At 63.2% G+C, this 13,292-nt stretch carries 12 protein-coding genes and 1 pseudogene; 5 read left to right on the forward strand and 8 right to left on the reverse strand.

What is annotated here, in order from left to right; all coding sequences use genetic code 11:
- The 6 genes and pseudogenes from ACE04A_RS14215 to pdxR form a co-directional block, all read right to left on the reverse strand.
- The coding region (locus ACE04A_RS14215) for a LuxR C-terminal-related transcriptional regulator (RefSeq protein ID WP_485820233.1) at window positions 1–639 on the reverse strand (639 nt) is incomplete at its 3' end.
- Window positions 640–863: 224 nt separating this feature from the next.
- A complete protein-coding gene (locus tag ACE04A_RS14220; protein ID WP_448717571.1) occupies window positions 864–3,140 on the reverse strand; it encodes a TonB-dependent siderophore receptor in 2,277 nt (758 codons plus the stop codon).
- Window positions 3,141–3,391: 251 nt separating this feature from the next.
- Complete coding sequence (locus tag ACE04A_RS14225) at window positions 3,392–4,474, reverse strand: FecR family protein (RefSeq protein ID WP_448717570.1); 1,083 nt, start codon at window positions 4,472–4,474, stop codon at window positions 3,392–3,394.
- Window positions 4,461–4,961, reverse strand: coding sequence for an RNA polymerase sigma factor (locus ACE04A_RS14230; protein WP_100856905.1), 501 nt, complete (start codon window positions 4,959–4,961; stop codon window positions 4,461–4,463). The genes ACE04A_RS14225 and ACE04A_RS14230 overlap by 14 nt, the downstream gene beginning before the upstream one ends.
- Before the next feature lie 117 nt (window positions 4,962–5,078).
- Window positions 5,079–5,414, reverse strand: a pseudogene (locus ACE04A_RS14235) (antibiotic biosynthesis monooxygenase family protein).
- A 21-nt stretch (window positions 5,415–5,435) separates the two neighbouring features.
- Window positions 5,436–6,932 carry a MocR-like pyridoxine biosynthesis transcription factor PdxR gene (gene pdxR / locus ACE04A_RS14240; protein ID WP_448717643.1) on the reverse strand — a complete coding sequence of 499 codons (1,497 nt, stop codon included), beginning with the start codon at window positions 6,930–6,932 and terminating at the stop codon, window positions 5,436–5,438.
- 106 nt (window positions 6,933–7,038) lie between these two features.
- Between pdxR and ACE04A_RS14245 the strand changes: the two genes are divergently transcribed.
- The 5 genes from ACE04A_RS14245 to ACE04A_RS14265 all read left to right on the forward strand — a co-directional run bounded on the left by ACE04A_RS14245 (window position 7,039) and on the right by ACE04A_RS14265 (window position 11,485).
- Window positions 7,039–7,671 (forward strand): FMN-binding negative transcriptional regulator, encoded by a 633-nt coding sequence (locus ACE04A_RS14245; RefSeq protein WP_279995689.1) that lies wholly within the window; start codon window positions 7,039–7,041, stop codon window positions 7,669–7,671.
- A 109-nt stretch (window positions 7,672–7,780) separates the two neighbouring features.
- Complete coding sequence (locus ACE04A_RS14250) at window positions 7,781–8,647, forward strand: LysR family transcriptional regulator (RefSeq protein WP_279995715.1); 867 nt, start codon at window positions 7,781–7,783, stop codon at window positions 8,645–8,647.
- Window positions 8,648–8,736: 89 nt separating this feature from the next.
- Window positions 8,737–9,510 carry an aldolase gene (locus ACE04A_RS14255; RefSeq protein WP_259245708.1) on the forward strand — a complete coding sequence of 258 codons (774 nt, stop codon included), beginning with the start codon at window positions 8,737–8,739 and terminating at the stop codon, window positions 9,508–9,510.
- 31 nt (window positions 9,511–9,541) lie between these two features.
- Window positions 9,542–10,876: an MFS transporter gene (locus ACE04A_RS14260; protein ID WP_279995688.1), complete on the forward strand. Its 1,335-nt coding sequence runs from the start codon at window positions 9,542–9,544 to the stop codon at window positions 10,874–10,876.
- Between the two features lie 3 nt (window positions 10,877–10,879).
- Window positions 10,880–11,485, forward strand: coding sequence for a 2-hydroxychromene-2-carboxylate isomerase (locus ACE04A_RS14265; protein WP_448717568.1), 606 nt, complete (start codon window positions 10,880–10,882; stop codon window positions 11,483–11,485).
- A 9-nt stretch (window positions 11,486–11,494) separates the two neighbouring features.
- Here ACE04A_RS14265 and ACE04A_RS14270 read toward each other — a convergent pair whose 3' ends face one another.
- Entirely contained in the window at window positions 11,495–12,694 is a 1,200-nt protein-coding gene (locus ACE04A_RS14270) for a trans-sulfuration enzyme family protein (protein ID WP_448717567.1), read from the reverse strand.
- A 22-nt stretch (window positions 12,695–12,716) separates the two neighbouring features.
- Window positions 12,717–13,292 (reverse strand): zinc-binding dehydrogenase (locus ACE04A_RS14275; RefSeq protein WP_485820234.1); only part of this gene is annotated, 576 nt, incomplete at its 5' end.

The following is a 13,292-nucleotide window of genomic DNA, read 5'->3' on the forward strand; positions in this document are numbered from 1 at the left end:
GCGCGAGGAAACGGCCAGCTTGCGGTAGATGTGCTTGATATGGCATTCAACGGTGTAGCGCGACAGGAACAGTTGTTCGGCGATTTCGCGGTTGGCCAAACCTTCAGCCACCAGACGCAGGATCTGGCTTTCGCGGGGGCTAAGTATCTCACCGCTTGCCGTGCCGGTCTGCTCTGTTGGCCGGGGCCGCAACTCGTCGATGATGCGCCGTGCCACGAACGGGTCAATCGGCGCACCGCCCCGCAGCACACTGCGTAACGACAGCGCCACTTCCATGTCGTCCCGTTCTTTCAGCACATAGCCCGTGGCGCCGGCGCGCAAGGCCGCCAAAATCGCGTCTTCGGTACACCAGGCCGAGATGACCAGGATGGCCAGGCCGGGGTCGGCGGCGTGCATCTCGGCAATCAGGTCGATGCCGCTGCCGTCGGGCAAGCCCAGGTCCACCAGCGCCAGCGCAACGGGCTGGCTGGCCAGGCAGGCGCGCGCCTCGGCCAGGGAGCCCGCGAAGATCAGCGCGTCGGGCTGATAGCCCAGTTGCAGCAACAGGCCTTCGATGCGCCGGCAGACCAGCGGTTCGTCCTCCACCAGCAGCACGGGGGCGGGCAGCGTGAGTTCGGGGGCAAGCGGAGAGGCGGACATAGACGGGAAGGGGAAAAGGCAGAATCGCCCGATTCTAGATTGTGATGGCTCGGAGCGTGTCCGGCTATCCCTTGAACTGGGTATTCCTGCCTTTGTATTTCCCTTCCGCGCTTGCCTTCCGTAGTTCGCCTCCGTAGTTCGCTTCCGTAGTTCGTTTACCGCGCGCCGCCCAGATCAGTAATTGATCGAGGCTGACAACATATACGTCCGTCCTGCCGCGTTCGTCACGAACGAGCCGGACGCCAGCCAGTACTTCTTGTCCGCCACGTTCTCGACGTTGGCGCGGAACACGACGTCCTTGCCGGCGATGGTGGTGGCGTAGCGGGCGCCAGGTCGAAGCGGGTGTAGCCCGGCAGGCGCAGCGTATTGGTGTTGTTGAGGTAGACGGATGACGTGCGGATGGCGCGGCCGTTCAGGCTCAGCCCCTGCACCCACGGCGTGTCCCAATCCAGGCCCAGGTTGTAGGTGCTGGCGGGCACGCCGGCGGGCCGGTTGCCCTGGCTGACGCCGCCCGGGGTCTTGGTGAGTTCGCTGTTGATGAAGGCCGCGCTTGCCATCAGGCGCAGGCCGGGAACGAGTTCGCCGTAGCCCGTCAGTTCCAGGCCACGGTTGCGCTGTTCACCAAAGTAGCCGTAGACGTTGTTGTCGTCGGCCTGGCCGGCCGGGCGCGCAATCTGAAAGAGCGCAAGCGTGGTGGTGATGTTGCCGTCCCAATCCACCTTGACGCCGGTTTCGTACTGCTTGGACTTGTACGGCGCCAGCACGGCGCCCCGGTTTTCGTAGGTGTCGCCCACGATCGTGCCGCGCGTCAGGCCTTGGGCCAGGTTGGCGTAGATCGATACGTTGTGCAGCGGCTTGATGACGATGCCGCCGACGGGCGAGTTGGCGCTGGAACGGTAGCCGCTGGTGCGCGCGCCCGTGGTGGTGTTGAAGCTATCCACTTCAACCCGTTGGTGGCGGACGCCCGCCGTCAGCAGAATGCGATCGTCGATGAACGACAGCGTGTCGACAATGGCGAAGCTGGTCAGCGTGGTGTCCGACGCCTTCTGCGGAGTGAGGCGCACGGCGGGGCCGTCGGGGATGTCGACTGGGTCATAAATGTTGGAGGCCACAATGGCCGACCCGGTCGAATAGGCGTTGCCCGCCTCTTGCTTCAGGTAGGTGGCGCCCAGCGCCAGGCGGTGCTTGATGCCGCCGGTGCTGAAGCGGGCCGTCAAGCCGGCATCGCCGCTGCTCGTCTTCGAATACGAGTCGTAGTACGTCGTCATGACGTTGAAGTTGCCGTCCTGGTCCACCGACTGGCGCACGCCGGACGGGCTGACGGTCACCGGGAAGATCTGCCGCACCTTGCCGTCGCGATAGCCCGCCGCGATGTGGCCGGTGAGGTTGTCGGTGAAGTCATATTCCAGGCGCGACATGATGGTGCTGTCGCGTTGCGACAGGCGGGTGCCGGGGTAGAAGTTGATGTCGCCATCGGGCGGCGAGGGCAGTTCCGTCACGTTGGCCTGCCAGCCGATCTGCGAGCGGAAGTTCTCGATCACGTCTTCCTGGTGGATGGCGTCTGCCGACCAGCGCAGGCGCGCGCCGCGATAGTCGATACCCAGGGCGCCCATGTCCAGGCCTTGCTTGCCGTCCTTCAACGTGGATTCACCGCCGCGCTTGACGCCGTTGAAGCGCAGGCCCCAGGCATTGTCTTCGCCAAAGCGGCGGCCCAGGTCAAGCTGGCCGGTGAAGTTGGCCTTGCTGGCATAGCCCAGCGTGGCGCGCGCCAGCGGTTCGTCGTCGGCGCGCTTGGTCACCACGTTGATGGCGCCACCGATGCTGCCGTTGGGCGGAATGCCGCGCATGAAGGCGCCGGGGCCTTTCAGCACTTCCACCCGCTCCAGGATCTGCACCGGCACGCGGCTGGACGACACCAGGCCATACAGGCCGTTGACGCTGACGTCGCCGCTGCCCACGGCAAAGCCGCGAATCTGGAAGTCTTCCCCAAAGCCTCCGGCTGACGTCAGCGTGCGGACCGAGGCGTCATTGACGACCACGTCCGCCAGCGTGCGGGCCTGCTGGTCATACAGCAATTCAGAGGTGTAGTTGACCGTGCTGAACGGCGAGTCCATCACGTCTTCGGAACCCAGCAGACCCAGGCTGCCGCCCGTGGCAAGCTGCCCGCCCGTGTAGGGCGGGGCAAGTTCGCCCAGAATGCCGGCGGTGACCGTCACGGCTTCCAGTTGCACCGTGCCGCCCGTGGGCTCGGCGCGCGACAAGGTCACGTTGTTGCCATTGCGCGTGTACTGGATGCCCGTGCCTTGCAGCAGTTGGCGCAGGGCCTCTTCAGGCGACAGATTGCCCGAGATGGCGCGCGCGGTCTGGCCAGCCAGCACATCCTGCGAATAAAAAATCTGCAAGGACGTCTGCGAGCCCAACTGCAACAGCGCATCGCCCAAGGGCTGCGCGGGAATGTTGACGCTGACGGGCGCTTCCTGGGCCTGGACGGCGGGCGCCATGCCGAAGACAAGCGATAGTGAAAAGGCAAGCGCGCTGAGAACCACACGCGGCGGGACGCGCAGAGCAGGTCGGGCAGAGACGGTATTCAAGATCGGTAGCTCGGTGAGAGGCACGCCATGGGGGCGCACCGGTTCTAAAGGAGGTAGGCGGGCGGCGTGGATATGTCCGCCCCTTCCTCTCTAGACGCATGAGCTGGCTTGAAACCGGAATGGGAATCGCTATTATTTTGTAATTAAATTGTTACAAATCGTCAGCGCGCCAGCACTCGGACCCGGCCGTCCGGCAAGCGGTCGAGCGACACCGGGGCAATGGCGGGCAGGGCATCGATCATGGCCAGCGGGTCGTCCACGCTGAATACGCCCGAGATCCGGTAGGCCCCAAGCGCGGGGGCGTCCAGGCTGGCGGGCTGCGTCAGGTAGCGGTTCATCTCGTTGATGACCGTGGCCAGCGGCACATTGTTGAAGATGATCTTGCCGCGCTGCCAGGCGGTCAGGTTGTCGACATTGACCTGGGTGACTTCGCCAAGCGGGCCGCCCGCGTAGGCAATGGCCTGTTGACCCGCGCCAAGGCGGTGTTCGCTATGCCGCCACCAGGGCCCGGATTCCAGCCGCACGGAACCCGATTCAACACTGACCTGCAAGCTTTCGCTGTCGCGCCGCACGTTGAAGCGCGTGCCTGTCACGGTGACCTGACCCACGCCGCCCTCCACCACGAAAGGCCGGGACGTGTCATGTTGCACTTCAAAGAAGGCCTCGCCTTGCGCCAGTTCCACCCGGCGTTCCTTGGCGCCGAAGCGGGCGGCCAGACGGGTGTCGCCGTTCAGGTGCAGGATGGATCCGTCGGGCAAGGTGACCTGTCGCCGTTCGCCCTTGCGGGTGGCGTAGTTCAGCCGCTTTTCGTCGCGGTCGAAGAGATAGGGCGCAGCCAGCAGGCCCGCCGCAACGGGCAGCGCACAGACCGCCACCATCCTCAAGCCAAAACGCCGCCGCGACAGCGCGGGCGGTGGGGGCGCAACATGCGAGTCTTGCGTGGCGTTCGTGGCTTGCATCAGGCCGCGCAGCCGTGCTTCAGGCAGGGACAGCACGGCGTCCCATTGGGCAGTCAGCTTTTGATATTCGCGTTCGTGCGCCGGGTCGGCGCTGCACCACGCGGCAAAGGCCTGCCGATCGGTTTCCGTGGCCTCGCCGGAATGCATGCGCGAGAACCAATGCGCCGCGTCGCTCGGATGCGCCAGCACGTCGTCGCCGTGCGGGGTGTCATGCGAATTGTCGTGCCCGGGCGCGCGCATGTCGGGCGGGCGCGAGGCAGGGGAGCGGGATTCAGAGAGGGGCATGGTGTTGCAGCCGATCGTTGATGTGACGCACGGAGCGAGTCATGTATTTTTCCACCATGCTGCGCGAGATGCCCATTTCCTGGGCTATCTCGGTGTGCGTCCATCCTTCCAGACGGCACCACAGATAAACCTGCCGGCACTTGGGCGGCAGGTCTTCCAACGCACGGGTCAGTTCGTCGGCCAGTTGCTGGAACCGGACGCCGTCGTCGGCCGGAGGCGTGGCGGGATGGTCGCCGCCGGGCACGTCATCCAGCGACGTGATGTCCAGCGTGTTGACGTGCCGATGCCGGCTGACCAGGCGGTTGGAGGTGCCACGGGACAGGTACGCGCGCGGGTCATAGATAGCCGCGACGTCGCCTTCCAGCATGCCAAGCACGGTGTCGTGCATGGCGTCTTCGCCATCCTCGTGCCCCCGCCCGCGCCATTTGCCGATCATCTCCGCGTAATGGGCGAGCCAGTCTTTCCTGGCCTTGGGAGGGTGGGACATGAGGAAGCGCTTGGACAAATAACAAAAAGTTATTGATTCTAATATGCATTTGCGTCTTTCGGCGATCCCCGGTCGGCATGGCGCTCACGAACAACGTGCACGCTCAAGGCTTGACGGCTAGGTCATCGGGATGCTCGTTTGATTCAAGGGATGTTCCATGCGCCCGTCGCCATGGAAGGTGACAACCTTGGCAATCACCACCTGATAGCCACGCAGCCAACGGCTTTGCTGCCGCTTCGCCTTAAGGTGGTCTTTGTGTTGCATCAGCGTCTGAAGCGCTTCCATCGTGCTCCAGTAATAGACGTTCGAGACCGCGCCAGTCGCGGGATTTTACCAGGCTTCCTCGCCCAGGTAGCCGGGGATGGCCCTTGCGATGGCCGCGATGCTGTTGTCCAAGGCATGAAATTCATCGTCGTAGGCGCCAGGCAGAAAAGTGAAAGTCGAGGTGTACATGGTCGTCAGCAATAAAGTGGTCTACGCGCCTTGCTCAATGATCCGGGCAAGCTTGCGTGCGGCGGCAATCATCTGGTCTTGCGGGTATCCCCCAAAGCCCAGGATCAGCCCCTGCCGCTTGTCGGGGCTGCGATTCGAATAGGTGGGAGACAAGGCGCGGACGGCGACTCCCTGTTCGGCGGCCCGGCGGGCAATGGCCATATCGTCCAGGCCATTGTCCAGCCAGACCAGCAGATGCACGCCTTGTTCAATTGGCTGCACCCGGGCCAGGCGCGCGGGCAAGTGGGCCTGCAGGATCTGGACAAGCGTCGACCGGCTGTCCGCGTAGATCGACCGGATGCGCCGGATATGCCGGTCCAGGTGGCCTTCGGAGATGAAGGCGGCCAGTACATGCTGGTCTGCGGTGGCAGGATGCCGGTCCATCACAATCCTGGCGCCGCAAAACGCGGCGACCAAGTCCGATGGCGCAATCAGGTAGCCCAGCCTGAGAGAAGGGAAGAGGATCTTGCTGAAGGTGCCCAGGTAGATCACCCGGCGGCCATCCAGGCCCTGCAAGGCAGGGAAGGGATGCCCGGCGTAGCGAAGTTCGCTGTCGTAATCGTCCTCAACCACCCAGGCGTTTCTGGACGCGGCCCAAGACAACAGGGCTTCGCGCCGAGCCATGCTCATCGGCATGCCAAGCGGATATTGATGCGAAGGTGTCACGAAGGCAACGCGCGCATTCGGTGCCTTGCGCAGGCCTTCTTCCACCATCAGCCCCTGTTCGTCCACCGGCAGCCTGACAATGCGATCGGGGCGCCCCGTGCTTTCCAGAATGGACGTGATGCCCAGGTAGGCGGGGTCTTCCACCCAGGCCTGATCGCCGTCCCCCAGCAAGACCTGGCACGCAAGAAACAGCCCTTGCTGCGTGCCGGACGTGATGATGACCTGATCCGGCGTGCAGGCCACCGAGCGGGATTTTCGGACGTGGTCCGCGATGGCCTTGCGCAGCGCAAGCAGGCCCTGCGGGTCGGCGTAACCAGAGGGGCCGCCGGCGCTGGTGCCGCGTATGCGGTTGCCAAGCTTGCGCCAGGTATCATCCGGCGCCACCAGGCCGGCGGGCACCGAAATGGCAAAAGGCGCCGCTGGCAACGGAACCATGGCGGCCGCAATCCCGGCATAGCGCGCGGCCGTGGCAGGCAGGGGGCGCGCAGGCGCCGTGTCCGCCGCTGCCGGCCTGCTTGCGGCCGGGCCTGGATTCCGCTCGGTCAGCGTGATGGATACGGTGGTGTTGCCCCCCGCCCTGGATTCCAGATAACCCTCGGCAACCAATTGCTCGAAGGCCTCGACGACGGTGCCGCGTGCGATCTTGAGCGCGGCGGCCAACTGGCGGGTGGCGGGCACCGGCTCGCCCGGGCGCAGCGTGCCGGCACGGATCAACTGCCGCAACTGCTGCGCCAGTTGCTGGCTAAGCTGGCCTGCCTTGCGGTCGAGCGGAGACAGGACGGGCAGTTCGATGCTCTTGGGAGTACGCAAAATAGTGGTCTAAAGAAAAACCGTCAAACTGGATCTTACTGCTAGGCCAGATTGGGAGCATGCTGTGTGGCAATTGTCCCGATCCTTTGACTTGCCGAGGCCCTCCGCCATGTACGTACCCGAACACTTTGCCGTTCCCGATTCCGAATCTCTCTACAGCCTGATTCGGGCCCAGCCACTGGGGATGCTGGTTACCAATGGCCCGGAGGGCCTGGACGCCAATCATCTCCCCTTCGAGCTTGAGGTGGGCGAGCGCGCCGTCTTGCACGGCCACGTGGCACGCAACAACCCGGTGTGGCGCGAGGTCGCCGACGGCAGCGAAGTGCTGGTCGTGTTCCGCGCCGGGGACGCCTACATCTCGCCGAACTGGTATCCCAGCAAGCACGAGCAGCACAAGCAGGTGCCCACCTGGAATTACCAGGTCGTGCACGTGCATGGCCGCGTCACCATCAAGGACGACGAACGCTATGTGCGTGGCGTGGTCGCCCGCCTGACGCGCACGCACGAGGCGTCGCAGGAGAAACCGTGGAAGATGACCGACAGCGCGCCGGACTATATCGATGCGATGCTGAAGGCCATCGTTGGAATTCAAGTGGAGATAACTCGGGTCGTCGGCAAGCTCAAGCTGAGCCAGAATAAGGACAAGCGTGATATTGAATCCGCGGGTCAGGCGCTTGTTGCCAAGGGCAAGACCACCATCGGCGCGGCCATGCTGGCCTGTGCCGACCAGAAAACGCCGTAGCGAGCCCACGCTACCGACATCAAGGGAAGAACCTGCTGTGCCCAGATCAGACCGCCCATTCAAGGAGGCTTCAGAGCTTGAGCGTGGCGTTGGCGAGTCCGATCGCCGTCTGCGATATTTCTTGACGATCGCGGCGCTGGGTTCCATGTCGAAGGCGGCTGACGAGCTAGGCATTTCGCAACCCAGCCTGAGCCGGCAGATGGCGGCCCTGGAGGCCTATCTGGGCCGGCCCGTGTTTGACCGCAATGGGCGCGGCATGGTGCTGAGCGAGGCGGGCAAAACGTTGCATCGGGCGGTGGCGCCCGCGTTCCAACTGATAGACGACGCCATCGCAAAGGCCAGGGATGCAAGTTCCGTGGGACACGCATCGCTAAGGATCGCGGCGGTTCATACCCTGACTTACTACTTCCTGGGGGATCTCGTTTCGGCGGTGACCCACGAAGGGGGCGACGCGAACCTTCACCTTATGGCGCGAAGCTCTCCGGAGGTGGTCGATCTGGTGGCGTCGGGAAAGGCCGAGCTGGGCTTTGTCTATGACTCGGCGGTCGCCAGCCCCGGGCTGGTGTCCGTCGACTTGTTCGAAGACGAAATGTGCCTGATCGTCAGGCTGGACGACACGTCTTATGGCGACGTGGCCAACTTGTGGCAGACGCACCAACGCCTGGTTGCGTTTCCCGAACACTACGCGCTCAGGAAAATGCTTCAGCATTCGCGCCTGAACTATGTGGTGTCGGCCGAGACCGACACCGTCGACTCGGCATTGGAGCTTGTTTCCGCCGGCATCGGAAACTGCCTGTTGCCCTGCCGTATCCCTGATCGGCTGCTGCTGGATCACAAACTGAAGAAGGTTCCTATCACCGGCGGCACGCTTGCCCGGAAGGTGGTGGCCATCCACCGCGACGGCTACCCGCTATTCCCGCTGGCGGCGCTGACGCTGAACATTGCCAGGCGCCTTTCATCGCGCTCGATTGAATAGCTGATATAGCTTCAGACGCATCGACGGCGCCTTGTCGACTTCTCATACTCGCCCCATTGATTTGAATCAAACTTTCAAGGGGTTGATCCATGAGCGAAGAGCTCCGCAGCAAGGAATACTTCGACCAGCGCGCCACCCAAGAGATGGCGCAACATCTCAAGAGCCAGAACCGTCCGCTGAACGAAACGCTGGCATACGCCTGTCGGATACTGGCCATGACCGGCCAGGAAGCCGGGTTGGCGGGCCAGATCACGGCCCGATCCGACAAGCCGAATGCGTACTGGACGTTGCGCTTCGGCCTGGGCTTCGATGAAGCCACGCCCGACGACTTTGTCGAAGTGGATCAGGACCTGAACACCATTTCAGGCCACGGCATGGCCAATCCGGCCACCCGTTTTCATCTTTGGGTCTATCGCGACCGGCCGGACGTTCAATCGATCATCCATACGCATTCGCCTTGGGCGACCACGCTGGCAACGGCGCGTCAGCCGCTGGTCGTGGCCCAGATGGACATGGCTCCCTTGTTTGATGACTGCGCATTCCTGGGCGAATGGCCGGGTGTGCCGATTGCCGACCAGGAAGGCGTGCTCATCTCTGCCGCGTTGGGAAAAAAGAAGTCCATCCTGCTTGCGCATCACGGCTATCTCACTGCTGGCAACTCGGTGGAAGAAGCCACCTATCTGTCCGTCTATCTGGAGCGCGCGGCTCGGCTGCAAGTGCGCGCCCAGGCGTTCGGTCCCCTGACGCCGGTCGACCCGGTCTTGGCCAAAGAGGCGCATGACTACCTGCTCAAGCGCTCCATCGTGCAAGCCACATTCAACTACTGGTCTCGCCAGACCGACCGGCTTCCCGGCTTGAAGTAAGCCGGCGCCGCAAACCTGTCAGGAAAACAAAATGAACGACAAGAACACCCAATCCAATCAGGGTGGCAAGGGGAAGTCGCGCCAGCACGTTACGGCCGGCATTGCCAGCTTCATGGGAACCACTATCGAGTGGTACGACTATTTTCTGTACGGCACGGCCGCCGCGCTGATCTTCAACAAGATCTTCTTTCCCGCCTTTGACCCGATCACCGGCACCTTGGCGGCTTTTGCCACGTATTCGGTCGGGTTCTTCGCGCGGCCGTTGGGCGGCGTCATCTTCGGCCATTTCGGCGACCGCGTCGGACGCAAGTCGATGCTGTTGATCACGCTGTTTTTGATGGGCATCCCCACGATCCTCATCGGACTGATCCCGTCTTACGACAGCATTGGATATTGGGCAGCCGTGTTGCTCGTCTGCATGCGCTTCTTGCAGGGCATCGCCGTGGGGGGCGAGTGGGGCGGCGCGGTCCTGATGGCCGTGGAACATGCACCGGAAGGCAAGAAAGGGTTGTTCGGCAGCTTGCCGCAGGTTGGTGTGGCGCCGGGCCTGATCCTGTCGTCGCTTGCCATGGCGGCCGTGGCGCAGCTTCCGGAAGAAGATATGTTGTCCTGGGGCTGGCGCGTGCCGTTCCTGGCTAGCGTCGTACTGCTCCTGGTGGGCTGGTTCATCCGTGTGAAGGTAGCCGAATCCCCTGACTTCCAGCACATGGAAAGCAAAGGCGAAAAGGTCGACGTGCCTGCCAAGGTCGTGCTGAAGAAGTACCCGCGTGAAGTGCTGGCGGTGATCGGCGGCCGGCTTGCCGAGGTGACGTGGTTCTACACCGTGGTCACCTTTGCCCTGGCTTACGCAACAGGCAGCTTGGGCGTGCCGCGAGGCGTGATGCTGGACGCAACGATCTGGGGCGCGGCGGCCGCCCTGGTGACGATGCCGCTGTTCGGCATCCTGGGCGATCGGGTCGGCTATCGATGGGTGTTCATCCTGGGTTCGCTTGCCATCGTCCTGTTTGCACCGACCTTCTTTCAGCTGTTGCAGACGGGCCAGTCCGGCAACATCACGTGGGCAATGGTCATTGCGGTGGGGCTGATCTACGGTTGCCTGTACGGCCCACAGGGCAGCTTGTTTTCTTCGCAGTTTCCGCCAGAGGTCCGCTACAGCGGCATTTCGCTGGCCGTTCAAGTGTCCGGCGCCATCGGCGGCGGCTTGGCCCCCTTGATCGCCACCTCGCTGCTCGCCTATGCGAACGGCAGCCCCAAGTACATCGTCTGGTATCTGAGCGTGCTTGGCGTCATCGCCGCGGTCAGCGCCTTGTTCATGCACGGCCCCGAGCGCTTCAATAAAGTCCGTCAACCGGTTCCCATCGAGTAAGCCATGGCTGACACGATCGACTATTACTTCTGGATCAACTCCGACTGGGCCTATCTTGGGGCCGACCGGCTGGATGCCATTGCCGCGCGGAATGGGGTGATGATCAACTACCTGCCGGTTGATCTGCCCGACGTGTATCGCCGCACGGGCGGCGTGCTGCTCGGTCAGCGTTCGGCCGAGCGGCAAGCCTATCGCATTGCTGAACTGAAGCGATGGTGCCGGGAATTGCGGATGCCGGTCAATCCGCAACCGAAGTACATGTGTCCTGACGGGGACCTGGCGTCCCGTCTGGTCATTGCCGCCTTGGAACTGCCCCGGCCCATCACCCCGCTGTACAAGGGCATTCTTCACGCGGAATGGTGCGATGAGCAGGACATATCCGATCCCGACGTGTTGCGCCGCATTCTTGAATCCCAGGACTACGACGCCGACGCACTGTTCAGTCGGGCCGCACAGCCTGATATCGAAAGCAGGTACCGCAAGAACACCGACGCGGCCGTTGCGGCAGGCGTGTTTGGTTCGCCCAGCTATGTGTACCTGGGCGAAGTTTTCTGGGGGCAGGATCGTCTTGAACTGCTGGAGAAGGCGATTCAGCTTGGGCGGGGCTGACACATGCGCTCAGGCCAGCGCTTGCTTCAGGTCATCAAGCAGGTCGTTGATATCTTCCAGGCCCACCGACAGCCGCACCAGTTCGGGGCTGACGCCCGGGCTCAGGCACAGGTTCGGATTGACCTTCTTGCGCGCCTCGACCATGCCCGCTGTGTGATAGATCAACGAGTCCGTGTCGCCAAGGCTGATGCCTCGGGCAATGATCTTCAGCTTATCGATCATGGGGGCCACGCCATCAAAGCCGGCCTTCAGCTCGAATGACACCATGCCGCTGCCCGCCGACATCTGCCGCAATGCAATTTCTTTATTGGCGAAGCTGTCCAGGAAGGGATAGATGACCTTGGACACCGCCGGGTGCGCTTCCAGCATGCGGGCGACAGCCAACGCGTTCTTGCTATGGCGTTCCATCCTGATGTCCAGCGTCTTCAAACCGCGCAGGACCAGAAAGCATGACATCGGCGAAGGCGTCGCGCCGGTCAGGTATTTGGCGCCCGTCGCGCGGATGGCCTCGATGGTGTCACGGCGGCCGATCGCCGCGCCGCCGAGTATGTCGCCGTGGCCATTCAGGTACTTCGTCAAGGAATGGATAACCAGGTCCGCGCCATGTTCGATGGGGCGCTGAAGCGCCGGCGACGCAAAGGTCGAATCCACAATCACCATGGCGCCGACGCGCTTGGACGCTGCCGCAATCCGCTGGATATCCAGCACCTCGGAAGAGGGGTTGATCGGCGTTTCGAAGTACACGATCTTCGTGTTCGAACTGATCGCGGCTGCCGTGCCTTCGGCGGTACTGAGATCCGCGCGCCTGACCTTGACGCCGAACTTGGGCAGGCCCTCGTCCATCAGCGCGCCGGCCGTGTTGTAGATGGTGTGGTGAACCACGATCTCGTCGCCCGCGGACAGCAGCGTCAGCAAGGTGGACGCGATAGCGCCCATGCCCGAGGCCATCACGATGGCGGCTTCGGCGCCTTCAAGCGCGGCAAGTCGGTCTTCCAGCAACTTCTGCGTGGGATTCTGCTGCCTGCCATAGACGCAACGATCGCTGTCGCCTGAGAAAACCGCCTGGAACTCGGCGGTGGATTCAAAGGCGTAGGTCGACGTCAGAAAGATGGGCGGCGACACCGCGCCTTCGTGGTTCGCCGGGTCGTAGCCGTAGTGAATCGCCTTGGTGGCGAAGCGGACTTCACTGTCTGGCGCGTGCGCTTTCATGTGTGGATTCTTCTATGTCGGCTTACTGGTTGACGTCGACCACGACGCGCCCCTGAACTTTTCCAGCCATCAGGTCTTGCGCGGTTTGCATGGCATCGCCCAGCGTGATGTCGCGGCTGATGCTATCGATGATGGCCGTGGGAAGATCCGTCGCCAGACGATTCCAGGCGTGAATGCGTTCGCTGCGCGGCCGCGTCACGCTGTTGATGCCAAGCAGGCTGACGCCACGAAGAATGAAGGGGGCGACAGAGGCGGGAAGGTCCAGGCCCTGGGCCATGCCGCAGGCGGCGACCGCGCCGTCGGCTTTGATGCTGGCGCACAGGTTGGCCAGGGTATGGCTACCGACGGAATCAATGCCCGCGGCCCAGCGTTCTTTCTGCAATGGCTTGCCCGGCGCGGAAAGCGTTGCGCGGTCAATGATCTCGGACGCGCCGAGTCGGCTCAGGTAGCCGGATTCGTCGGGGCGGCCAGTGGCGGCCACCACCCGGTATCCCAGCTTGTGCAGGATGGCGATGGCAAAGCTGCCCACGCCGCCATTGGCCCCCGTTACGACAACGTCTCCGGCATCCGGCCGGATGCCGGCCTTTTCCAACGCAAT

Source organism: Achromobacter colocynthidis (assembly GCF_057334535.1).